Origin of the sequence: Pseudomonas triclosanedens, from assembly GCF_026686735.1 — a bacterium.
Taxonomy (GTDB): domain Bacteria; phylum Pseudomonadota; class Gammaproteobacteria; order Pseudomonadales; family Pseudomonadaceae; genus Pseudomonas; species Pseudomonas triclosanedens.
In genome coordinates this window covers 3,361,460-3,382,388 of sequence record NZ_CP113432.1, presented here as the reverse complement: position 1 = coordinate 3,382,388, position 20,929 = coordinate 3,361,460, and the positions used below count along the sequence as shown (strand labels likewise).

Genomic DNA, 20,929 nt, shown 5'->3' with positions numbered 1-20,929 from the left:
ACAGGAGAGCACCATGAGTGAACGCAAGGTCATCGCATTCTTCCCCGAGGCCGCCTACGGCCCGGCCCTGAACTCAGTCGGAATCGCCCAGGCCTGCGAGGCGCTGGGGCACAAGGCGGTGTTCCTCACCGACCCGGGCATGACCGGGGTGTACTCCGCCTACGGCTTCGAGGAGCACTACGTGAACATGTCCGAGCCGATGCCGGCCGAGGAGATGGCGCGCTACTGGTCGGACTTCATCAACGGCCACATCCCCAACTTCCGCAAGGCGCCCATCGACCAGCTCGACAACTACGTGAAGGAGTGCTGGCAGGCCATCGTGGAGACTTCCAAATGGGCACAGAAGGAGCTGCCGGCGATTCTCGACCGCATCAAGCCGGACCTGATCTGCGTCGACAACGTGATCCTTTTCCCGGCCATCAAGCACTACGGCAAACCCTGGGTAAGGATCATCTCCTGCTCGGAGAACGAAGTGCACGACCCGGACATCCCGCCGTACCTGTCGGGCATGAGCGTGGACGACAAGGAAGGCCATGCGCGCTTCCGGAAGCGCTTCGAGGAAGTGATCGCGCCGATCCACGCCAACTTCAACGACTTCCTCGCCCAGTGCGGCGAGCGTCCCTATCCGCTGGGCGTGTTCTTTGAAGAGTCGCCGTACATGAACCTGCTGCTCTACCCCGACCCGGTGAAGTTCGAGCGCCGCCATCCGCTGCCGGCCCGGCAGTTCCATTACCTGCAGGGCTGCGTGCGCACCGACAAGCCCTACGAGATTCCGCAGTTCAAGGCACACAACGACAAGCCGCTGCTGTACGTGAGCTTCGGCAGCCTCGGCTCCGGCGACGTGGAGCTGTTGCAGCGCCTGGTGCGGGCCATCGGCAAGCTGCCGTACCGCGCGCTGTTCAATGTTGGCGAGCACCTGGAGAAGTACACCGACCTGCCGGACAACGTGATCGTCTCCAACTGGTACCCGCAGCCCTCGGTGATCGCCCAGGTCGATGCGGTGATCCACCACGGCGGCAACAACAGCTTCACCGAGTGCCTGTACTTCGGCAAGCCGGCCATCGTCATGCCCTACGTCTGGGACGGCCACGACAACGCCATGCGCGCCCAGGAAAGCGGCCACGGCCTGCGCATGGACCGCTACGACTGGAGCGAGGAGGACCTCGCACGCAACATCGGCCAACTGCTGGGCGATTCGCTGATGGGCGAACGCCTGCGCCGCACGAGCGACTACATGCGCTCGCGCAAGGGCCCGGAAGACGCCGCGCGCATCCTCGACCAGCTCGTCCAGGGCAAGGCGGTGAAGCATGCCTGAGTTCAACGCCGCCTCGACGGCGCCGCACATCCGCGGCGCCCGTGACTACGACGAACTGGTGGACTGGGGCGTGCAGTCCGACGCCCTGGAGGGGGTGTCGCACTCCAGCGGCCGCCTGCTGTTCAAGGGGCCGAACAACAGCCCGGAGAGCGGACTGTGGGTCTGTACGCCTGGCCGTTGGCGGCTGTCGATCCCGCGAGACGAGCTGTGCCACTTCGTGTCCGGCCGCGCGACCTACCGCTCGGATGACGGCGAGGTGATCGAAGTGGAGCCCGACACCCTGGTGCTGTTCCCCGCCGGCTGGACCGGCGAATGCACGGTGCACAGCACGATACGCAATCTCTACATGTTGGCGTGATTTCCGATTCCATCGGCGGATAACCGCAAGCGGTTATTCGCCCTACGCCCGGCTCGAAATTCGATCGTAGGGCGCATAACGCCACAAGCGTTATCCGCCATCGAGTTCCACCCGATCCCACCGGCGGATAACCGCAAGCGGTTATGCGCCCTACATGATTCGACTCATCAGGAGTGAACGATGAAGACCCCCGTTATCTACCGCCCGCTGCAAGTCACCGAACTCAAGGACTGGGGCGTGATCCCGACCATGCTCGAAGGCGAGTCTCACATCAGCGGCGTGGTCCTGCACAAGGGGCCGGAAGGCCAGTCCGAGTGCGGCATCTGGCACTGCACGCCGGGCAAGTGGTTCTGCCACGTGACCAGCGACGAGTTCTGCCACTTCCTCGAAGGCCGCTGCACCTATGTGCATGAGTCCGGCGAGGTGATCGAGATCGAGCCGGACACTGCGGCCTTCTTTCCCAAGGACTGGAAGGGCGTGTGCACCGTGCACGAGACCATCAAGAAGGTCTACATGATCCGGTGATGCCATGAGCCTGCCTTGCGAAACCACCCGCGCCGCCGCCCGCGAGACCTTCCTCGAAAGCAGCGGCCTGTCCGGCGCGGCCATCACCGCGCTGCCGGCGGACGCTTCGATGCGCCGTTACTTCCGCCTCGACGGCAAGGGCCTGTTGCTGATGGACTCGCCACCCGGCGCCGAGCCGTTGGCGCCATATCTGCAGGTGGCGCAGTCGTTGCGCGGCTGCGGATTGTCGGCGCCGAGGGTGCTGGCTGCCGACGGCGAACTGGGCCTGGCGCTGGTGGAGGATTTCGGCCAGGCCACCTATACCCGGCTGCTTGCGGCGGGCCACGACGAGGCGGGGCTGTACCGTCTCGCCGTGGATGCCTTGCTGCGCCTGCACCGGGCCGGCCCGCAGGCCGCGGAGGGCACGCACGCCTACGATGCCCAGCGCCTGGCCGACGAGGCCGCGCTGTTCATCGACTGGTATGCGCCGCTGCTGATCGGTGCTCGAGGTGCGGCGCAATTGCGCGATGCCTACCTCGACACCTTCGCCGCGGCCTGCCGTGATGTCGCCATGTGCCGCGAGGTGCTGGTGCTGCGCGACTACCACGTCGACAACCTGATGTTGCTGGAAGGCCGCGAAGGCGTTGCCGCCTGCGGGCTGCTGGATTTCCAGGACGCCCTCTGCGGGTCGCCGGCCTATGACCTGATGTCCCTGCTGGAGGACGCCCGCCGCGATGTGCCCGAGGCGCTGCGGGCGGCCCTGCTGGATCACTACCTGAACCTGCGCCCCGAGCTGGACCGCCGCCGTTTCATGGCCGACTACCGGGTGCTGGCCGCCCAGCGCCATGCCAAGGTGCTGGGCATCTTCGTGCGGCTGGCGCGGCGCGACGGCAAGACCGGCTATCTGGCGCACCTGCCGCGCGTGCTCGGCCTGTTCCGGCGCGCGCTGGAGGACCAGCGCCTGGCCCGGCTGCGCGACCTGCTCGATGCCGAACTTCCATCCTGGCGCCAGCCGCTGACCGGCGAAACCCTCGTCCAGCGCCTGGCCACCTACTGACCCTTGCGGAGCACACCATGACCATCGCATTCCAGACCGATTCGGCCCTGCGTTACATCGGCCCGCACTACCAGGGCGCGTTGACCCGTCGCCAGCGCGACATCATCAACCCCGCCGACCTCACCCGGGTCGGCCGTATTGCCCTGTGCGATGCCGAGGATGTGGACGCCGCCATCGATGCCGCCAACGCAGCCCAGCGCGAGTGGAAGCGCGTCGATGCCAAGAGCCGCGCGGCGATCCTGCATCAGTTGGCCAACGCCATCGAGACCGACCAGGCCACCCAGCGCGAAGTCGCGCGGCTGATGACCCTGGAAATGGGCAAGCCATTCCCCGAGGCGATGGGCGAGCTGGCCAACTGTGCGCCGATCTTCCGCTACTACGCCGAGATGGCCCGCGATGAAGCCGGGAAGGTGGCCGGGACCACACAGCTTGGCTCGTTCCAGCATGTGCGCTACGAACCCTGCGGTGTCAGCGTGCACATCATGCCGTTCAACTTCCCGATCCTGCTGATGTGCTGGACCCTGGCCGCGTCGCTGGCGGCGGGCAACGCCTGTATCGTCAAGCCGGCGGAAAGCACCACGCTGTGCTCGCTGAAGTTCATGGAGCACTTCAAGGTTCTGCCTGCCGGCATGGTCAGTTGCGTGCCGGGCGATGCCAGCACGGCGCAGTGCCTGGTTCAGTCGCAGCGCACCCATGCCGTGGCCTTCACCGGTAGCGTGGCCGCCGGCAAGGCAGTGGCGGTGGCCTGTGCCGAACGCATGAAGCCAGCGGTGATCGAGGCGGGCGGCAGCGACCCGATGATCATCTCGCGCCATGCGCCGCTGGAGGTTGCGGCGGCCGGCGCGGTGACCGCGGCCTTTCATCTGAGCGGGCAGATCTGTACCTCGGCGGAGCGATTCTTCGTGGTCGAGGATATCCATGACGAGTTCGTCGCACGCTTCGCCGAACGCACCCGCGCGCTGCGCATCGGCCACGGCCTGGAGCGTTCCGAGATCGGCCCGATGGTCAGCGAGGCGGCCCGCGCCAAGGTAATGCGCCTGGTGGACGACGCCCTGGCCAAGGGGGCCACGCTGGTCTGCGGCGGGCGCATTCCCGCGCATCTGCCGGTCGGGTGGTACTACGAGCCGACCATCCTCACCGACGTGACGGCGGAGATGGCGATCTTCCACGAAGAGTGCTTCGGGCCGGTGGCGGCCATCTGCAAGGTGAAGGACTTCGACGAAGCCGTGCGCCTGGCCAACGACTCGCCCTTCGGCCTGGGCGCTTCGCTGTTCACCACCGACCTGGCCGAGGCGATGGAGGCGGCAGATCGGCTGGAAGCGGGCATGGTCTGGGTCAACAACCCGCTGATCGACAACGATGCCTTGCCGTTCGGTGGCTGGAAGATGTCCGGCCTGGGCCGCGAGCTGGGCCGCCAGGGCCTGGACGCCTTCCGCCGCTCGAAGATGGTGATCATCGACCACCAGCCGCAGATCCATTCCTGGTGGTACCCGTATGCCGACGATGTGTTCTACCAGGGCTGAGGAGGCTACATGGACGTCTCCACGCTGGCGGTGATCCTCGCCGCCGGGCAGGGCACGCGCATGCGTTCGGCCCTGCCGAAAGTGATGCACTGCGTTGGTAACCGGCCACTGCTGGGGCATGTGCTGGCGACCTGCGAAACCGCCGGAGTCGACCGGCTGGCGGTGGTGATCGGGCCGGACTCGCCCCAGGTGGGCGACTACCTGGCGCAGGTCGCCCCGCAGGCGCGATGTTTCGTCCAGCGCGAACGGCTCGGCACAGCCCATGCGCTGCTGGCCGCCCGCGAAGTGCTGGAGGAGCACAGCCAGGGCTGCGTACTGGTGCTGTTCGGCGATTCGCCGCTGGTCAGCGGCGAGACGCTGGCGAAGTTGCGCGCGGCGCTGAGCGGCGGAGCCGCGGTGGCGGTGGCGGGTTTCACCAGCGAATCGCCCGGTGGCTATGGGCGCTTGCTGCTGGAGGATGGCCAGTTGCAGGCCATCCGCGAGGCGAAAGACTGCACGCCGCAAGAGTTGCAGGTGCGGTTGTGCAACGGCGGCGTGATGGGGCTGCGCGCCGACCATTGCCTGTGGCTGCTGGAGCGTATCGGCAACGCCAACGCCCAGGGCGAGTACTACCTGACCGACGCGGTGGAACTCGCCCATCGCGCCGGGTTGCGGGTGGCTGCCGTGGAGGTGGAGGAGGATGACATCCTCGGCGTCAACGACCGCGAGCAACTGCATGCCGCCGAGCAGGTATTCCAGCGCCGTCGCAGGCAGCAGGCGATGCGTGCCGGAGTGACGCTCGCCGATGCGCAGTCGGTGTACTTCAGCGCCGATACCGAGCTGGCCGCCGACGTGGTGGTCGAGCCGTGCGTGGTGTTCGGGCCGGGCGTGCGCGTTGCCAGTGGTGCGCGGGTGCCGGCGTTCAGCCGGTTGCAGGCGGTACGAGTGGAGCCCGGCTGAGGCGCGCCAGCAGCCCGGCCTTCACCTGCGGCCATTCGCTGTCGATGATGCTGAAACGCACCGAGTTGCGCTTGCGGCCGTCGGGCATGATTCGCTCGTGGCGGACGATGCCTTCCTGCACCGCGCCCAGGCGCAGGATCGCCTTGCGGGACTTCTCGTTCAGCTCGTCGGTGGTGAACTGCACGCGTACGCAGCCCATCTGCTCGAAGGCGTAAGTCAGCAGCAGGAGCTTGGCTTCGGTGTTGATCGGCGTGCGTTGCGCCGACTGCGCCAGCCAGGTATGGCCGATCTCCAGCTTGCGGTTGGCCCGGTCGATCTTCCAGAAGCGCGTGCTGCCGACGATGCTTGCGTTGCGCCGGTCGAGGATGGCGAAGGGCATCACGCTGCCCTCCTGCAGGCCGGCCAGGGCCTTGTCGATGTAGCCGGCCACCGTCTCCGGCCCCGGAACCACCGTTACCTTCAGCTCCCACAGTCGGCCATCGGCAGCGGCCGCGAGCAACGCGGGGGCGTGCTCGGCGCGCAGGGGCTGGAGTTCGACGATATCGCCGATCAGGTGGGGGCAGGCAGGGGCGGGCATGTGGGCGGCTCTTGGCGGAATGGTCCCAGAGCGTAACGGATGCCGGGCGCTTTTCGTAGCCGCGCGACGGGAGCCCTAGCGCCCCGGCAGCATCGGCGTGAGATGCAGGATGTTCAGCAGGTGCGGGACACGCAGCGGATAGCAGGCTTGCAGACGCACGCGGGCTTCCGAGAGAGTCATCTGGCGAGAGAACGAGCGCAGCACGGTCTTGCCCAGGCAATGACCGTCCTGGAAGTGGACGAGGAATTCATTCATGGCGGAACTACGACGGGAAACACGCACGAAACGGCGCACAGGCCGCCAATGATAGCGGTTCCCGCAGTCCCGGCGTTGCCATAAATCATTCCTGGCAGGGCTGCTCCGATGGAACGGCATGTCCGGCGCCGACCGATCCGACGACTGGCGAGTCGCAAGCCGGTCAACGCTCCATCGCGTAGTCCAGGCGCATACCGAACGAGTGCATGAAGAACGCTGCCAGTTGCAGCTCCAGCATTCGTCCGTTGAGCGACGAGAGCAGGCTCGTCTGGCGGCGTGTGCGCCGGCTCACCGCGGTGAACTCTTCGTGAATGATGCCCTGGGTATGGGGATCGGCGATGAGCCGGTAACAGCTATCCGGCAGATCGTCGCGCTGCCTGGCGAGCAGACTCAGTTCGGGGTGGCCATCGGCGTTGGTAATCAGTTCCACGCTACAGCGCAAGCCTCGGTCGCGGGCGAAGCGGGAGGCTTCTTCGAACGCCGGCAGAGCCTTTTGCAGGACCTGGATCTCGAAGGCGAGGAAGAACTGATCGTCGATATCGACTTCCGGGGTATTCCGGGCTGCCTGGTTCAACATCGCCGGCATCTCCTGTGTCGATGAAGCAATGAACGTCCGGGGGGCGACGCCGAGGTCGCCGGTTCTTGCGTCTTCGTCATCGCGGCAGAGCCGGGTGCACCGTTGTGGATGCGCGGAATCGCATTGTCCGCCGGCAACGCCATTTGCCTGTATGAATCGCCATGACACTTAACCGCCGCCGGACTGTCAACGAGCATTCCTGCATATGCAGGCGCGTGGCAATAGCCAAGCGTGCTCGGCGTGGCTGTGCGGGGGCCATCGGGCGTTGCCGATGCCCGCCAGCAGGCTGTCGTTCGGACGGGCGGCAGTTCCTCAGGTGTGCAGTGCGATCAGTGATTGGTCATTTACGATCATTGAGCGCCCCGGTGCGTCTCACTATCTTGGGTCCGGACAGGGCACGCCGATGCCCGCACTTGGCGCCGCGACCGCTCGCCGACCACAGCCTGGAGCCTTCCAATGCCGGAACTCAAACTGCAACCCGCCGCCGCCCAGTCCCTGCAGCGCTGGCACGAGATGGTCGCCAATCGCGACCTCGGCGCCTTGCCCGCGCTGCTGGACCCCAAGGCCGTATTCCGTTCGCCGATGGCGCACACTCCGTACCCTGGCGCGCCGGTGGTGGCGACTATCCTCAACACCGTGATCCAGGTCTTCGAGGACTTCCGCTACCACCGCGAATTGGCGACCGGCGACGGCCTGAGCGTGGTGCTGGAGTTCAGCGCGCGCGTGGGCGACCGCGAGCTGAAGGGTATCGATCTGATCCGCTTCGACGAGCAGGGCCGTATCGTCGAGTTCGAGGTGATGGTGCGTCCGCTCAGCGGCCTGCAAGCCCTCGGCGCCGAGATGGGCCGGCGTCTTGCGCCGTACCTGGCGGCGCACAAGGGCTGAGGCTCAGGCGGTCGGCGTCAGCGTCACCATCCAGGTGATGATGCCGGCGTTGACCGCCGTGAACAGCAGTGCGCTGAGGAATACGCTGTCGGCGACGTGCATCATCAGTTGCCCGCGCCGGGTGCGATGGATGCGGTGCACGCGCAGGCTCCAGTAGGCGCAGAACGCCGACACCACGTAGAACATCATGTTGATCGCCACCAGGTCGTCGATGATCAGATCCTGCTGACGCAAGGTCAGTAGCACCCGGATGATGCCGATGACCGTCAGGCAGACCCCCGACCATCGTGGCCGAGACAGAGAAGATGTGGACGCAGATGTCATTGTCCAGCGAGGGTATTTCCGGTTCGTTCATGATGACGGCGCTCGACGGCAACAGGGACACGCAGCAAGCGTAGTTGCTGCCCGCCGCCGCTAGTTGGCGTCCGCGCGGGCCTCACCAGTGAGGCCACGCAGATACTCCCAGGGATAGATGCCGCGATCGTGGCCATCGTCGAAGACCAGTTGCACACCGTAGCCCTGCAGGTGCATGGCATCCAGGCCGACCCCGGCGGCAACCACGTCGATCCGCCCGCGCAGGCGCGCCGCCCGGCATTGCGAGCAGGGGCAGGCCCCACGCAGGCGGGCAATGGCGATGTACTGCTCGCTACCATCCTCCCACTGGATACGCAGCGTGCCTGCCGCACTGCGGCGTTGCAGGGCGACCGGCGCGTTCACACCGGTTGCCCCAGTTGCGCCAGGGCGATGCGTACCGCCTTGCGCACCTCCGGGTCGCCATCGTCCACAGCTTCGCGCAGGGCTTCGACCGCCTCGACGCAGCCCAGCTCGCCGAGTGCCAGCGCCGCTTCCTTGCGCAGGTTGCTGATGGCGTGACCGAGCACCACCTGCAAGCCCGCCAGCGCTGGCCGATGACGTAGCCGGCCCAGGGAGCGGGCCGCGCGTAGGCGGACCTGCCAGAAGTCGTCACCCAGTGCCTGGATCAGCGCCTCGCCGGCTTCCGCCAGGGCCAGCTTGCCAAGGGTGCCGGCGGCTTCCTCGCGCACCTGCCAGGCCGGGTCGACCAGTGCCGCGCGCAGTGCCGGCAGCACGCTGGCGTCGATGGCCAGGCCCAGCGCGCCGACGGCGGCGCGGCGCACGTCGGCATCCGGGTCGTCACAGGTCATGCGCGCCAGGTGTGGCAGCGCATCGGTGCGCTTGAGCCAGCCGAGAATGCCTACGGCTTCGCGGCGAACGCCGGCGTCGGGGTCTTGCAGGGCGCTCAGCGCCGGTTCGGCGGCGTCTTCCAGGCGTAGTTCGCGCAGGGCGCGCAGTGCACTGCGGCGCACGAAGCTGTCGGGGTGAGTGGTCCAGGGCAGCAGGCGCAGACCGGCTTGGCAGGTCTTGAGTTCGCTCAGACTCTGGGCTGCTGCTGCGCGCACTTCGTCGTCGCTATCGGCCAGGGCATGGCAGAGCGCGTCCACCACCTCCGGCTCTTCCCAGGCTTCCAGTAGCCGCGCGGCCTCGGTGCGGACGCTGGCGGCGTCATCGAGGTTCAGCGCGTGGGTGAGCCAGGGCAGGCCATCGGGGTCTTCCAGGTCCGCCAGCTCGATCAGAGCGATGCGCCGCACGCTGGCGTCGGCGTCCCGCAGGCGTGGCTGCAGGGCGAGGATGTCGGGGTTGTCGGTGCTGAGAGTGTGCTGGGTCATATGGCGAATCGCGGTCGGGTGTTTTCGTTGATGGGCAGGCCCAGGGGCGTCAGCCTTGGCAACTGGCGGCCTTCTTCGTGGCGCAGCAGTTCCAGGCAGTGGCGCTTGAGGCGCGAGAATTCCGGGCTGGTGAGCAGGTCGGCGTGACGCGGGCGCGGGAAGTCGAGGCGGATGTCTTCGAGGATGCGTCCGGGACGCGGGCTCATCACCAGGATGCGGTCGGCGAGGAACAACGCCTCGTCGATGTCATGGGTGACGAACAGCACGCTGGTGCGCAGACGCGTCCAGATATCCAGCAGCAGCTCCTGCATCATCATCCTCGTCTGTGCGTCCAGGGCGCCGAAAGGTTCGTCCATGAGCAGCAGGCATGGCTGGTTGATCAGTACGCGGGCGATTTCCACGCGCTGCTGCATGCCGCCGGAGAGCTGCGACGGCCAGTGCTCGGCGAAGCCGGACAGGCCGACCAGCTTGAGCAGCTCATCCGCCCGGCGGTTGCGTTCGGCGCGCGGCACGCCACGCATCTTCAGGCCGAAGGCGACGTTGTCGCGCACCCGCCGCCAGGGCAGCAGAGTGTGGTGCTGGAACACCATGCCGCGTTCCGGCGAGGGGCCGGCGACGGCACTGCCGTCCACTTCCAGATAGCCGCCGCTGGGGGCCAGATGGCCGGCAAGGGCGCCAAGCAGCGTGGACTTGCCGCAGCCGGAAGGACCGAGCACGCAGACGAACTCGCCCGGCTCAAGGTTGAAACTCAGGGACTGCACGGCCTCGAACGTCTCGTGGCCGGTTCCCAGGTGGATCGACAGGCCGTCGACGCGCACGCGCCCCGGTGCGCTGGCGGGCAGGCTCATGGCTTGCCTCCGGCCCGGCGCTGCCAGGGCGTGGCGAGGGCGCCGAGCTGGCGCACCAGCAGGCTGCTGGCCATGCCGAGCACGCCGATGAGCAGCATGCCGACGACGATATCGGGGTAGTTCTGCAAGGTGTAGGACTCCCAGGTGTAGTAGCCGATGCCCCATTGCCCGGAGATCATCTCGGCGGTCACCAGGCAGAACCACGAGGTGCCCATGCCGATGGCAAGGCCGGTGACGATGCTTGGCGCGGCGCCCGGCAGGACCACTTCGCGCAGCAGCGCCAGGCGGCCGGCACCCAGGCTGCGGGTTGAGGCGAGCAGGCGCGGGTCGAGCGCCTCGACACCGTGGATGGTGTTGAGCAGGATGGGGAACAGGGCGCCGGTGAAGGTGATGAAGATCATCGACAGCTCGGAACTGGGGAACATCAGGATCGCCAGCGGAATCCACGCCACCGCCGGGATCGGCCGCAGCACTTCCAGCGGCGGCAGCAGGCTGTCGCGCGCCCATCGGCCTCGGCCGATGAGCAGCCCGAGGAGGATGCCGGCGAAGGCAGCCAGCAGGTAGCCGGCGAGCACGCGCAACAGGCTGCTGCCCAGGTGGCGGCCGAGCTTGCTCGATTGCGCGAGGTTCCAGGCGGCGTCCAGTACCTCGCGCGGGCCGGGCACATTGGCGAAGGTGATGACGCCGAGGTTGACGTGGCGGGCGCTGAGTAGCTGCCACAGCGCAAGGCAAAGCAGCAGCGAGGCCAGGCGCAGGCTCCAGCGGGTGAGGGTAGTGGTGTTCATCGGCTTGTCTCCGCCAGCCCCGGCGCGGGCGCCGGGGCTGGTCCTCGGTTCAGCGGCTGGCCACGGCCTGCTGGCTGGCGGAGGCGAAGTCCGCTACTTCGCCACCGTGTTGGCGAGCGAAGGCGTCGGCCTGCTCGCGCAACAGGAAGGCATCCAGCGAGCCATCGCTACCGCGAACGAACCAGGCCTGGGCGGCGAGCAGCTTGATGCCGCTGTCGCTGGCCTGGGCGTACACCGCACGGATGTCCTTGCCTGCTCGCTTGAGTTCGGCCAGTTGGCCCAGCGCCTCGCTGGCCGAGGCATAGCTGCGCACCTGCGGCTCGCCGCGTACCCAGATCTGCGCCACACGGCGGCTATCGTCGATGGGCTTGCCGGTCAGCGCGTCGTTGCCCGGCAGCGGTTGCTGCGCGTAGTTCTTCAGTGCTGCCTCGTAGTTGGCGCCGGCGGCCTTGAAGGCGGCGCGGATGTAGCGGTCGTCGACGAACTGCTCGACGTTCAGCCCGCGGTCGGCCTTCTTCAGCAGCTTCAGGGTATCGATGGCGGTGGCTACCGCCTGGCGGTATTCGGGCTTCCAGGTGAGGTCGCGGGTTTGCAGGCCGAGCGGGCCGTGGAACAGATAATTGACCTCGGCGGGGATGCCGGCGACTTTCTCGATCAGCTCGCTGTACTTTTCCGGCTCGCGGGCGAGCAGTTGGTTGGCTTCGTAGGTCGCGCGCAGGTAAGCCTCGACGATTTCCGGGTAGCGCTGCGCGTAGTCGGCTTCCACCAGCGCGCCGTGGAAGGTCGGCGCCTTGGCCTGGAACCCGTCGTAGATCTTGCGGGCGAAGCCACGGCTCTCGAACAGCTCGGCGAAGGGCACGAAGTCGGCGTGGGCGGCGATCTTTCCGGCCTGCAGCGCGGAGCCGGCGACTTCCGGCGGTTGGGCGATGATGGTGACGTCCTTTTCCGGGTCCCAACCCTGGGCGGCGATGGCGCGCAGCAGCATGCCGTGGGCGGTGGAAGCGAACGGCACGGAGATGGTCTGGCCCTTGAGCTCGGCCAGCGACTGCACCCTGGACGAGGCGGGCACCACGATGCCGTTGCCGCTGCCCTGGGTGCTGCCCGAAAGCACGCTGATGAACAGGCTGCGCTTGTCGGCGGCTTCATGGGCAACGCCGTTGAGCGAGCCGGGGAAGTCGGCCATCGCGCCAAAGTCCAGCTTGCCGGCGAGCATCTCGTTGGTCAGCGGCGCGCCGCTGGTGAAGTTCTTCCATTGCACGTCGTACTGCGCGTCCTTGTACTTGCCGTCGTGGGGCAGGTATTTGTCGAGCAGGCCGAGTTCGCGGATCAGCAGGCCGCCGGCGGCGCAGTTGATGGTGGTGTCCTGGGTGCCGATGGCGACCCGGATGGTCTGCGCATGGGCGGACAGGCTGGCGATGGCGAGCGCGAGGCCGGCCAGGGTGGTACGCAAGGTCATGGGTGTTTCCCCTCGAATCGTGAGTATTGGAGTCGTCTCCGCCGCTGGTGCGCGGTGGGAAACGAGGGGCGGTGCATCAGGCGTCCGGTCGTTGGCCGGATGGCATTTCTTGTTCGGACATGGCTATCGCTTGGCTCCGCGCAATCCTGCGAAGCACCCGTATCGTGGGTGGAACGCAGCGATATCCGGAAGAGCGATAGCTCAACGCAGCAGGTACGGAATCTCGACCTTAACCGCACCGGTCGGGCAGTCCTTCTCGCAGGGCATGCAGTACCAGCATTCGTCGAAGGCCATGTAGGCCTTGCGGGTGGTCGGGTCGATGGCCAGCAGGTCCATCGGGCAGACTTCGACGCAGACGGTGCATCCCTTGTCGGCGATGCACTTGTCCGCATCCACCGTCACCGGGGCGCTGGAGCGGAAGAAGATTTCCTGGGGTTGGTAGGCCATTGCACGCGGTCCTCATCGTGTCGCTTGCAGGCCGTCGTAGCGGCCGGCTGGTTCTTGCGGCGGTGCCTGGTGCTTCACCCGCAGCCGCTCGTAGGCTTGTTGTTCGTCGTCGTCGAGGGCGATCAGGTAGGGCTCGATGGCCTTCTTGAAGCTGGTCATGGCGCCGTTGGCATCCTTCTTCAGATGGGCGTGGCAGAACCAATCGGCATCGTTGCGTTGCGGATAGTCGACGCGGTGGTGGTAGAGGCCCCAGCGGCTTTCGGTACGGAACAGCGAGGCGCGGGCGGCCATTTCGGCGCAGTCGCGGATCACGCTGACCTCCATCGCACGCATCAGTTCGTGCGGGTTGTTGGCCTTCATCTGGTCGAGGTCTAGGGCGATCTCGGCGAAGCGTTGCAGGCCGATTTCCATCTTCTTCGTCACCTTCGGCGGCTGCAGGTAGTCGTTGACCATGCGCCGCAGCTTGTATTCCACCTGCGCCGGCGGCAGGCCGTGCTCTCGCTTGAGCGGGGCGAAGATGCGCTCGCGCTCGCGCGCCACCTGCTCGCGATCTACCTCGCTGAACTCGCGCCCGGCCACGTACTGTGCGGCGTTGGTGCCGGCGAACCAGCCGTAGGTAAAGGCGCCGAGCATGTAGTTGTGCGGCACCGCGGCCATGTCGCCGGCCGAGTACAGGCCCTTGACGCTGGTCTCGGCCTTCTCGTTGACCCACACGCCTGACGCGGAGTGGCCGGAGCAAAAGCCGATCTCGGAGATGTGCATCTCCACCATCTGCTGGCGATAGTCGGTGCCGCGTCCTGCATGGAACTGCCCGCGGCTGGGCCGTTCGTTGCTGTGCAGGATTTCCTCGATGGTCTGGATGGTCTCTTCGGCGAGGTGGTCGAGCTTGAGGAACACCGGCCCGTTGCCGCCTTCGAGTTCCTGGTGGAACTCCCACATCATCTGGCCGCTCCAGTAGTCGCACTCGATGAAGCGCTCACCCTTGCTGTTGGCGGTGTAGCCGCCCAGCGGGCCGGTGACGTAGGCGCAGGCCGGGCCGTTGTAGTCCTTGATCAGCGGGTTGATCTGGAAGCATTCGAGGTTCGCCAGCTCCGCTCCGGCGTGGTAGGCCATCGCATAGCCGTCGCCGGCGTTTGTCGGGTTCTCGTAGGTACCCATCAGGTAGCCGGACGAAGGCAGGCCCAGGCGCCCGGCGGCACCGCAGGCGAGCACCACGGCCTTGGCGCGGATCACCTGGAATTGCGCGGTGCGGCAGTCGAAGCCGAGCAGGCCGTTGACCGCCCCGTCGGCATCGGTGAGCAGGCGGGTGGCGACCAGGCGGTTGGTGATCTCGATGCGCGCCCGCTTGAGCTGGCGATACAGCACCTTCTTGATGTCGTGGCCCTCGGGCATCGGCAGCACGTAGGCGCCCATGTGGTGGACCTTCTTCACCGCGTAGTCGCCAACCTCGTCCTTCTCGAACTTCACGCCCCAGCGGTCCAGTTGCTGCAGGGTCTCGAAGCTATGGGTGGCGTAGGCATATACCGCCGCCTGGTTGACGATGCCGTCGTTGGCGACGGTGATTTCCTTGGTGTACTGCTCGGGCGTGGCGTGGCCGGGAATGATGGCGTTGTTCAGGCCGTCCATGCCCATGCTGATGGCGCCGCTGCGCTTGACGTTGGCCTTGTCCACCAGCAGCACGCGCAGCTCGCGGTTGGCCTCCTTGGCCTTGATCGCAGCCATCGGCCCGGCGGTGCCGCCACCGATCACCACGATGTCGTAGTCCAGTTCCTTGTCTGCGGGAATCTCGAATCGGCTCATGCTTGGGGGCCCTTGTGGCGGTCGATGCGCAGGCGGTACTGGAAGGCATCGCCACGGTAATAGAGGTGTTCGTAGTCCAGCGGCTGGCCGTCGGCGGTGTGGGTCAGGCGCTCGATGCGCATGACCGGCGAGCCTTCTTCCAGCTCCAGCGCTCGGGCCAGTTCGGCGTCGGCGAGGATGGCGTCGATGGCCAGGTCGGCATGGCCCAGGGGCAGGGCGCAGTCGTTCTCCAGGATCAGGAAGATGTCGCGGCTGACCAGGTCGGCCTTTTCCAGCCGGCGGCCGACGGCTTCCGGCAGGTAGGTGATCTCCAGGGACACCAGTTCGCGGTTGACCAGGCGCGCGCGCTTGATTTCCACCACGCTGTCGCCCTCGGCCAGTTGCAGGCGTTCGGCCACCTGCGCGCTGGCCGGCACCACCTTGAAGCTGCGCAGACGGTTGATCACTTCATAGCCGCGCTGGCTCATGGATTCACCCAGGCCTTGCAGGGTGCTGACGTTCTGGAACGCCTTGGGCTTGGCGACGAAAGTGCCCTTGCCGTGGATCTTGAAGATCAGCCCTTCCTTCTGCAGGTCGCCAAGTGCCTGGCGAACGGTGATGCGGCTGACCTCGAAGAACTTGCCCAGCTCGGACTCCGAGGGCATGCGGCTGTGCGGCGGATAGGTGCCGTCGAGAATGCGGGTGCGCAGCAGCTCCTTGAGCTGGCTGTACAGTGGAACGGGGGAGAGCGGGAGTAGTTCGGCCATAGCTCATAACTTGTTATGACGAGTTGGAGAACTATAGGAGGAATAACTGGCGCAATTGAAGGAATCATTTTGCATAACCTTATGCGGTGTCACGGGGCTGATAGTTGAGCAGAATGGTTGGTGATACCGTGCCGCTTCTATAGAATGGCGAAACGTTTCAGCAGGTCATGCAACCTAGTCACAGGTTATTAGAAGAACAAACCAGGGCCTCCGGCTTTGCGTGTGTCTCTGCGCAGGACGTGTCTCTCACTCCATCAACTGGCCACAGAGCCGGCGGAGGAGGGAAGTGACCCCTGTTTCCATCCCGTCGTACTGTCGCCCGCGCTTCCCTGGAGGCCGCGGGCCTTCACGCTGAATGACGCCGGTGGGGCAGGCCAAGCCCTAACGACGAGATTCCTCTAATGATCAAGAAATTCGGCGGGCCTCTGCTGGGCCTCGCTATTGCTGTGACTTGCGCGCCCGCCTATGCCGAGCAAACCAAGAAGGTCGATGTGCTGCTGATCGGCGGCGGCATCATGAGCACCACCCTGGGCGTCTGGCTGAACGAGCTGGAGCCGGGCTGGAGCATGGAGATGGTCGAGCGCCTGGATGGCGTCGCCCTGGAAAGCTCCAACGGCTGGAACAACGCCGGCACCGGCCACTCCGCCCTGGCCGAACTGAACTACACGCCGCAGGACAAGGACGGCAAGGTCAGCATCGCCAAGGCCATCGAGATCAACGAATCGTTCCAGATCTCCCGCCAGTTCTGGGCCTGGCAGGTGAAGAGCGGCGTGCTGAAGGATCCTCGCTCCTTCATCAACTCCACTCCGCACATGAGCTTCGTCTGGGGCGACGAGAACATCGCCTTCCTCAGGAAGCGCTACGAGGCGCTGCAGGCCAGCCCGCTGTTCCGCGGCATGCAGTACTCCGAGGACCCGGTGCAGATCGCCAAGTGGGTGCCGCTGATGATGGAAGGCCGCGACCCCGCGCAGAGGATCGCCGCCACCTGGTCGCCGCTGGGCACCGACGTGAACTTCGGCGAGATCACCCGCCAGTTCGCCGGCTACCTGCAAAGCAAGCCGAACTTCTCGATGAAGCTCTCCAGCGAAGTCGAGAACATCACCCGCAACGACGACGGTAGCTGGCGCGTCGAGTACAAGAACCTGAAGGATGGCAGCGGCACCGAGACCGACGCCAAGTTCGTCTTTATCGGTGCCGGTGGCGGCGCGCTGCGCCTTCTGCAGAAATCCGGCATCGATGAAGCCAAGGACTACGCCGGCTTCCCGGTCGGTGGTTCGTTCCTGGTCACCGAGAACCCGGGCATCGCCCAGCAGCACCTGGCCAAGGCCTACGGCAAGGCGTCGGTCGGCGCGCCGCCGATGTCCGTGCCGCACCTGGATACCCGTGTGCTCGACGGCAAGCGCGTGATCCTGTTCGGGCCGTTCGCCACCTTCTCCACCAAGTTCCTCAAGGAAGGCTCCTACCTGGACCTGCTGGGCAGCACCAACGTCCACAATTTCTGGCCGATGACCCGCGTGGGCATCGACGAGTACCCGCTGGTGGAGTACCTCGCCGGCCAACTGATGCTCTCCGACGAAGACCGCCTCGCTGCGCTGCGCGAGTATTTCCCGGAGGCCAAGGCCGAAGACTGGCGCCTCTGGCAGGCCGGCCAGCGCGTGCAGATCATCAAGCGCGACGAGGAGAAGGGCGGCGTGCTGAAACTCGGCACCGAGATCGTGGCTTCCGCCGACGGCAGCATCGCCGGCCTGCTGGGTGCGTCGCCGGGCGCTTCCACTGCCGCGCCGATCATGCTCAGCGTGCTGGAGAAGGTGTTCAAGGACAAGGTCGCCACCCCGCAATGGCAGGCGAAGATCCGGCAGATCGTCCCCAGCTACGGTACCAGGCTCAACGATAGCCCGGAGAAAACCGCGCAGGAGTGGGCCTACACCAGCGAAGTCCTGCAACTGGCCCCGCCGCCGGCCATCGACCAGTCCATGCCCGCGCAACCGGTAGACGCCGCGCCGGCCGCCAAGGCTGCCAACGATATGGCGCTCTGAAGCAGCGCTCCATCGCCGTGATACACAAGGCCCGCCACTCGGCGGGCCTTGTGCTTTGTGGTTCAGGTCAGCTTTTCCAGGCTTCGCGCCAGGCCATCCACCGCTCGTTCGAGTTCATCGGTCGTGTACGCCGCGAAGCCCATCAGGAAGCCCGGTTGCGGCGGCCGGGTAACGTACAGGCCGCTCAGGCCCAGCAGTTCGATACCCGCGCCGCGCGCGGCGGCGATGGCCGTGCTTTCCTCCAGCGCGGCGGAGAGCAGGCAGGGCATCTGCAAGCCGCCCGCCGGCACGCGGGGTTGCACAAGCCCGCCGAGTCGCCGTTCCAGCAACTCGGCCAACAGGGCCAGGCGTTCGGCGTAGAGGTTGCGCATGCTGCGCACGTACGCGCCGAAATGCCCGCCGCTGATGAAGCGCGCCAGGGTCAACTGCGCGATGGAGGCGGTGTGGCCATCCTGCAGGGAGCGGGCGATGGTCATGGGCTCCACCAGCGCGGGCGGCAACACCAGGTAGCCGACGCGCAGCCCCGGAAACAGCGACTTGGTGAAAGTGCCGATGTAGAGCGTTCGCTCGTGAGCGTCCAGGCCCTGGACGCAGGCGGTCGGCTTGCCGGCGTAGTGGAATTCGCTGTCGTAGTCGTCCTCGATGATCCACGCCTGCTCCCGCTCGGCCCATTCGATCAGCGCCAGCCGCCGCTCCAGCGAGAGTGTCGTGCCGGTGGGGAACTGGTGCGATGGGGTCAGGTACACGGCCCTGGCGGAGTGAGGCTGGGCTAGCAGCCGGTCGACCTCGATGCCGTGCTCGTCGACGGCAATGGCCTGGCAGTCGAGCCCCGCCGCGACGAATGCCTTGCGCGCACCGTAGTAGACCGGATCCTCGATGAATATCCGCTCGCCCGGGTCCAGCAGGACGCTGGCGCATAGGCCCAGGGCCTGCTGCGAACTGGTCAGCACAAGCACCTGTTCCGCCGTAGTGCGCGCGCCACGCTCAAGGTTCACGTAGTCGGCGATGGCGCGCCGCAGCGGCAGGGCGCCCTGCGGGTCGCCGTGCATCAGGGCCCTGGCGCCGAACTCCTTCAGCACCTGGCGTTGCAGGCGCTCCCAGGTCGGCAGCGGGAAGGTGCGCGTTTCCGGCACGCCGGGCGCGAATGGGCGCGGCGTGAGCTGCTCGCGCACGCCACCGTGGTGGAGTATCGCCTGGCCTCGCTGGCTGAGCCGCGCGGGGCCCGTGGTGGCATGGCGCGGCTGCCTGGGCGTGCGCCGTCCGGGGGAAAGACGGGTGGCCTCGGCGACGAAGCTGCCGCTGCCGACCCGCCGCTCAATGAAGCCTTCGGCGTGCAGATGGCTGTAGGCCGATTCGATGGTGTCGCGGGAAACGCCGAGGGAGCCGGCCAGTTGGCGCGAGGCGGGTAGTGGCGTTCCCGCCGTGAGGGCGCCGTCGAGTATCAGTTGGCGAAGGGCGCGCTGGATCCTTGCGTGCAGCGGTAACGCCAGCAGCTCCGGGTGAATCATCCGTGCCTTGACCGATTCGAGTAGGGAGTTCCTGAACAATTGGTCTGCTCGTCATTCGCATAATGGCGGGGCTATCCATTCCATTAGGGCGATATAAATCAGCCCCGGTCAAGCCGAAGGGCTCTGGCCCGGTCGAGGCGAGCGGCAGCCGGCCGCCCGCCGCGAATACATGAAGGGACAGTTCCCGCAGTAGAGAAGGAGACGTGACATGACTGCCATACAACAGCTCATATCCATTCGCCCGGTGGCGCAGGAGGATTTCGAGAAGTGGTCCGAGTACTGGGACAAGTACCAGGAGTTCTACGCCGTGAACCTGAGCGAGGAAACGACCCGCGCCACCTGGGCGCGCTTCTTCGATGCCGCCGAGCCGGTGCATTGCGCCGTGGCCACCGACGGCCAGCGGCTCTTCGGGTTCGTCAATTTCGTCTTCCACCGCTCGACCTGGGGGCGCAACGACTTCTGCTACCTGGAAGACCTCTACGTTTCACCAAGCGTGCGCGGGCAGAAGATCGGCAAGAAGCTCATCGAATACGTGCAGCGCCAGGCCAGCGAGCGGCAGTGCGAGCGGCTGTACTGGCACACCCAGGAAACCAACCACACGGCGCAGCGACTGTATGACTGGATCGCCGAGCGGCCCGGAGTGATCGAGTACCGAATGGCGCTGGACACCGAGCACTGATGGCCAGGGCGGCGGTGCAAGGCGCCGCCGTCCTGCCGCTTCAGATCATCGGGTCCCAGCGCTGAGACCAGTCCGGGTCCTGCGCCACCACCTCGCGCAGCAGGGTGAAAGCCTGCTGCAGCGCCTGGGAGTCGCGGTCGCGGGAGTACACCAGGTAGGTCGGGTAGCTGAACTCCGGGGCCTTGGGCACGCGGCGCAGCACCTTGCGGTCGAGATAGCTCTGCACCACGCGTGTGCGGAAGTACCCCGAACCGCCGTTTTCCAGGATGTATTGCAGCGCGAGCGGCCCCAGGTTGAAGGTCACGGGCGCCTTGGCCCGCTCCGGCAGGGCGCTGTCGTGCTGCTGGCGGAAGCCTTCGCCCCAGTCGACGTAAACATAGGGCTCGGGGTTTTGCGCGCGCACCAGGATCAGTTTCTCCTCCAGCAACTGCTCCACCTGCATGCCCGGCCAATAGGTCGGGCGGTACACCAGCGCGGCGTCCAGCACGCCCAGCTCCAGTTGCCGCAACAGGCTCTGTCCATCGCCGATCTCCGCATGCACCGCGTGGTCGCCGATCACCTGGCGGATGCGGCTGACCCAGCGCAGCATCAGCGGGTTGCACAGGCTCACCTCGCCGCCGACATGCAGCACGTTATGAATGCCTGCCGGCAATGGCAGGTCGCGCTCGGCGGCTTCCCAGGTCTGCAGAATCTGGTTGGCGTAGGTGACGAAGGCTTCCCCGTCCGGTGTCAGGCGAGCCCCGGCGCGGTTGCGCACGAACAGGGTGCTGTTGAGGTGCGCCTCCAGCTTCTGCACCCGCGCGGTAACGGCGGTCTGGGTGATGTGCATGCGCTCGGCGGCAGCGACGAAGCTGCCGTGGCGGACGATTTCCAGGAAGGTGCGGGTCAGGTCGATGTCCATTGGGCGGTTTCTGCGCGAATCAGGCGGCCAGTGTAACGGAAAGCGTGC

General features: G+C 66.4%; 23 protein-coding genes. 9 read left to right on the top strand and 14 right to left on the bottom strand.

The window, feature by feature from the left end:
- Window positions 1-13: 13 nt before the first annotated feature.
- From OU419_RS15455 to OU419_RS15430, 6 genes are all read left to right on the top strand, one after another.
- Entirely contained in the window at window positions 14-1,315 is a 1,302-nt protein-coding gene (locus OU419_RS15455; protein WP_254474033.1) for a glycosyltransferase, read from the top strand.
- The gene (locus OU419_RS15450; RefSeq protein ID WP_254474034.1) at window positions 1,308-1,673 is read left to right on the top strand and encodes a cupin domain-containing protein; all 366 of its coding nucleotides are present in this window, start codon (window positions 1,308-1,310) and stop codon (window positions 1,671-1,673) included. Before OU419_RS15455 ends, OU419_RS15450 begins: the two co-directional genes overlap by 8 nt.
- A 180-nt stretch (window positions 1,674-1,853) precedes the next feature.
- Window positions 1,854-2,198, top strand: coding sequence for a cupin domain-containing protein (locus OU419_RS15445; RefSeq protein WP_254474035.1), 345 nt, complete (start codon window positions 1,854-1,856; stop codon window positions 2,196-2,198).
- Window positions 2,199-2,202: 4 nt separating this feature from the next.
- Window positions 2,203-3,234, top strand: coding sequence for an aminoglycoside phosphotransferase family protein (locus OU419_RS15440; protein ID WP_254474036.1), 1,032 nt, complete (start codon window positions 2,203-2,205; stop codon window positions 3,232-3,234).
- A 17-nt stretch (window positions 3,235-3,251) separates the two neighbouring features.
- Complete coding sequence (locus OU419_RS15435; RefSeq protein WP_254474037.1) at window positions 3,252-4,757, top strand: aldehyde dehydrogenase family protein; 1,506 nt, start codon at window positions 3,252-3,254, stop codon at window positions 4,755-4,757.
- A gap of 9 nt (window positions 4,758-4,766) precedes the next feature.
- The gene (locus tag OU419_RS15430; protein WP_254474039.1) at window positions 4,767-5,696 is read left to right on the top strand and encodes an NTP transferase domain-containing protein; all 930 of its coding nucleotides are present in this window, start codon (window positions 4,767-4,769) and stop codon (window positions 5,694-5,696) included.
- On the opposite strand, the gene OU419_RS15425 is transcribed toward OU419_RS15430, so the two are convergent.
- The 3 genes from OU419_RS15425 to OU419_RS15415 all read right to left on the bottom strand — a co-directional run bounded on the left by OU419_RS15425 (window position 5,659) and on the right by OU419_RS15415 (window position 7,105).
- A complete protein-coding gene (locus OU419_RS15425) occupies window positions 5,659-6,273 on the bottom strand; it encodes a GNAT family N-acetyltransferase (protein ID WP_254474041.1) in 615 nt (204 codons plus the stop codon). The genes OU419_RS15430 and OU419_RS15425 overlap by 38 nt on opposite strands.
- Before the next feature lie 75 nt (window positions 6,274-6,348).
- The gene (locus tag OU419_RS15420) at window positions 6,349-6,528 is read right to left on the bottom strand and encodes a hypothetical protein (RefSeq protein WP_024762799.1); all 180 of its coding nucleotides are present in this window, start codon (window positions 6,526-6,528) and stop codon (window positions 6,349-6,351) included.
- Between the two features lie 163 nt (window positions 6,529-6,691).
- Entirely contained in the window at window positions 6,692-7,105 is a 414-nt protein-coding gene (locus tag OU419_RS15415; protein WP_254474043.1) for a hypothetical protein, read from the bottom strand.
- A gap of 456 nt (window positions 7,106-7,561) precedes the next feature.
- On the opposite strand from OU419_RS15415, the gene OU419_RS15410 reads away from it, so the two are divergent.
- The gene (locus OU419_RS15410) at window positions 7,562-7,990 is read left to right on the top strand and encodes a nuclear transport factor 2 family protein (RefSeq protein ID WP_254474044.1); all 429 of its coding nucleotides are present in this window, start codon (window positions 7,562-7,564) and stop codon (window positions 7,988-7,990) included.
- A gap of 3 nt (window positions 7,991-7,993) precedes the next feature.
- On the opposite strand, the gene OU419_RS15405 is transcribed toward OU419_RS15410, so the two are convergent.
- From OU419_RS15405 to OU419_RS15365, 9 genes are all read right to left on the bottom strand, one after another.
- Window positions 7,994-8,224 (bottom strand): hypothetical protein, encoded by a 231-nt coding sequence (locus tag OU419_RS15405; protein ID WP_254474046.1) that lies wholly within the window; start codon window positions 8,222-8,224, stop codon window positions 7,994-7,996.
- A gap of 180 nt (window positions 8,225-8,404) precedes the next feature.
- Window positions 8,405-8,707 carry a DUF971 domain-containing protein gene (locus tag OU419_RS15400; RefSeq protein WP_254474048.1) on the bottom strand — a complete coding sequence of 101 codons (303 nt, stop codon included), beginning with the start codon at window positions 8,705-8,707 and terminating at the stop codon, window positions 8,405-8,407.
- A complete protein-coding gene (locus OU419_RS15395) occupies window positions 8,704-9,675 on the bottom strand; it encodes a HEAT repeat domain-containing protein (RefSeq protein WP_254474050.1) in 972 nt (323 codons plus the stop codon). Before OU419_RS15395 ends, OU419_RS15400 begins: the two co-directional genes overlap by 4 nt.
- On the bottom strand, window positions 9,672-10,523 hold the full coding sequence (locus OU419_RS15390; protein WP_254474051.1) for an ABC transporter ATP-binding protein: 852 nt from the start codon (window positions 10,521-10,523) through the stop codon (window positions 9,672-9,674). Before OU419_RS15390 ends, OU419_RS15395 begins: the two co-directional genes overlap by 4 nt.
- On the bottom strand, window positions 10,520-11,308 hold the full coding sequence (locus OU419_RS15385) for an ABC transporter permease (RefSeq protein ID WP_254474054.1): 789 nt from the start codon (window positions 11,306-11,308) through the stop codon (window positions 10,520-10,522). The genes OU419_RS15390 and OU419_RS15385 overlap by 4 nt, the downstream gene beginning before the upstream one ends.
- Before the next feature lie 49 nt (window positions 11,309-11,357).
- A complete protein-coding gene (locus OU419_RS15380) occupies window positions 11,358-12,764 on the bottom strand; it encodes an ABC transporter substrate-binding protein (protein ID WP_254474056.1) in 1,407 nt (468 codons plus the stop codon).
- A 201-nt stretch (window positions 12,765-12,965) separates the two neighbouring features.
- Entirely contained in the window at window positions 12,966-13,211 is a 246-nt protein-coding gene (locus tag OU419_RS15375; protein WP_254474058.1) for a 4Fe-4S dicluster domain-containing protein, read from the bottom strand.
- Window positions 13,212-13,223: 12 nt separating this feature from the next.
- A complete protein-coding gene (locus tag OU419_RS15370; RefSeq protein ID WP_254474060.1) occupies window positions 13,224-15,011 on the bottom strand; it encodes a fumarate reductase/succinate dehydrogenase flavoprotein subunit in 1,788 nt (595 codons plus the stop codon).
- A complete protein-coding gene (locus OU419_RS15365) occupies window positions 15,008-15,757 on the bottom strand; it encodes a GntR family transcriptional regulator (protein WP_254474062.1) in 750 nt (249 codons plus the stop codon). Before OU419_RS15365 ends, OU419_RS15370 begins: the two co-directional genes overlap by 4 nt.
- 401 nt (window positions 15,758-16,158) lie before the next feature.
- Here OU419_RS15365 and mqo point away from each other — a divergent pair, with 401 nt between their 5' ends.
- Window positions 16,159-17,793, top strand: coding sequence for a malate dehydrogenase (quinone) (gene mqo / locus OU419_RS15360; protein ID WP_254474063.1), 1,635 nt, complete (start codon window positions 16,159-16,161; stop codon window positions 17,791-17,793).
- A gap of 62 nt (window positions 17,794-17,855) precedes the next feature.
- Here mqo and pdxR read toward each other — a convergent pair whose 3' ends face one another.
- A complete protein-coding gene (gene pdxR, locus OU419_RS15355) occupies window positions 17,856-19,340 on the bottom strand; it encodes a MocR-like pyridoxine biosynthesis transcription factor PdxR (RefSeq protein WP_254474064.1) in 1,485 nt (494 codons plus the stop codon).
- A gap of 169 nt (window positions 19,341-19,509) precedes the next feature.
- On the opposite strand from pdxR, the gene OU419_RS15350 reads away from it, so the two are divergent.
- Window positions 19,510-19,980: a GNAT family N-acetyltransferase gene (locus tag OU419_RS15350; RefSeq protein ID WP_254474066.1), complete on the top strand. Its 471-nt coding sequence runs from the start codon at window positions 19,510-19,512 to the stop codon at window positions 19,978-19,980.
- Between the two features lie 40 nt (window positions 19,981-20,020).
- On the opposite strand, the gene OU419_RS15345 is transcribed toward OU419_RS15350, so the two are convergent.
- Window positions 20,021-20,881 (bottom strand): LysR family transcriptional regulator, encoded by an 861-nt coding sequence (locus OU419_RS15345; protein WP_254474068.1) that lies wholly within the window; start codon window positions 20,879-20,881, stop codon window positions 20,021-20,023.
- Between the last annotated feature and the right edge of the window lie 48 nt (window positions 20,882-20,929).

What these genes read in the sequence shown, in the direction of transcription:
- OU419_RS15455 (WP_254474033.1), top strand. Translation starts at nt 14, where the DNA reads ATGAGTGAACGCAAGGTCATCGCATTCTTCCCCGAGGCCGCCTACGGC.
- OU419_RS15450 (WP_254474034.1), top strand. Translation starts at nt 1,308, where the DNA reads ATGCCTGAGTTCAACGCCGCCTCGACGGCGCCGCACATCCGCGGCGCC.
- OU419_RS15445 (WP_254474035.1), top strand. Translation starts at nt 1,854, where the DNA reads ATGAAGACCCCCGTTATCTACCGCCCGCTGCAAGTCACCGAACTCAAG.
- OU419_RS15440 (WP_254474036.1), top strand. Translation starts at nt 2,203, where the DNA reads ATGAGCCTGCCTTGCGAAACCACCCGCGCCGCCGCCCGCGAGACCTTC.
- OU419_RS15435 (WP_254474037.1), top strand. Translation starts at nt 3,252, where the DNA reads ATGACCATCGCATTCCAGACCGATTCGGCCCTGCGTTACATCGGCCCG.
- OU419_RS15430 (WP_254474039.1), top strand. Translation starts at nt 4,767, where the DNA reads ATGGACGTCTCCACGCTGGCGGTGATCCTCGCCGCCGGGCAGGGCACG.
- OU419_RS15425 (WP_254474041.1), bottom strand. Translation starts at nt 6,273, where the DNA reads ATGCCCGCCCCTGCCTGCCCCCACCTGATCGGCGATATCGTCGAACTC.
- OU419_RS15420 (WP_024762799.1), bottom strand. Translation starts at nt 6,528, where the DNA reads ATGAATGAATTCCTCGTCCACTTCCAGGACGGTCATTGCCTGGGCAAG.
- OU419_RS15415 (WP_254474043.1), bottom strand. Translation starts at nt 7,105, where the DNA reads ATGTTGAACCAGGCAGCCCGGAATACCCCGGAAGTCGATATCGACGAT.
- OU419_RS15410 (WP_254474044.1), top strand. Translation starts at nt 7,562, where the DNA reads ATGCCGGAACTCAAACTGCAACCCGCCGCCGCCCAGTCCCTGCAGCGC.
- OU419_RS15395 (WP_254474050.1), bottom strand. Translation starts at nt 9,675, where the DNA reads ATGACCCAGCACACTCTCAGCACCGACAACCCCGACATCCTCGCCCTG.
- OU419_RS15390 (WP_254474051.1), bottom strand. Translation starts at nt 10,523, where the DNA reads ATGAGCCTGCCCGCCAGCGCACCGGGGCGCGTGCGCGTCGACGGCCTG.
- OU419_RS15385 (WP_254474054.1), bottom strand. Translation starts at nt 11,308, where the DNA reads ATGAACACCACTACCCTCACCCGCTGGAGCCTGCGCCTGGCCTCGCTG.
- OU419_RS15380 (WP_254474056.1), bottom strand. Translation starts at nt 12,764, where the DNA reads ATGACCTTGCGTACCACCCTGGCCGGCCTCGCGCTCGCCATCGCCAGC.
- OU419_RS15375 (WP_254474058.1), bottom strand. Translation starts at nt 13,211, where the DNA reads ATGGCCTACCAACCCCAGGAAATCTTCTTCCGCTCCAGCGCCCCGGTG.
- OU419_RS15370 (WP_254474060.1), bottom strand. Translation starts at nt 15,011, where the DNA reads ATGAGCCGATTCGAGATTCCCGCAGACAAGGAACTGGACTACGACATC.
- OU419_RS15365 (WP_254474062.1), bottom strand. Translation starts at nt 15,757, where the DNA reads ATGGCCGAACTACTCCCGCTCTCCCCCGTTCCACTGTACAGCCAGCTC.
- mqo (WP_254474063.1), top strand. Translation starts at nt 16,159, where the DNA reads ATGATCAAGAAATTCGGCGGGCCTCTGCTGGGCCTCGCTATTGCTGTG.
- OU419_RS15350 (WP_254474066.1), top strand. Translation starts at nt 19,510, where the DNA reads ATGACTGCCATACAACAGCTCATATCCATTCGCCCGGTGGCGCAGGAG.
- OU419_RS15345 (WP_254474068.1), bottom strand. Translation starts at nt 20,881, where the DNA reads ATGGACATCGACCTGACCCGCACCTTCCTGGAAATCGTCCGCCACGGC.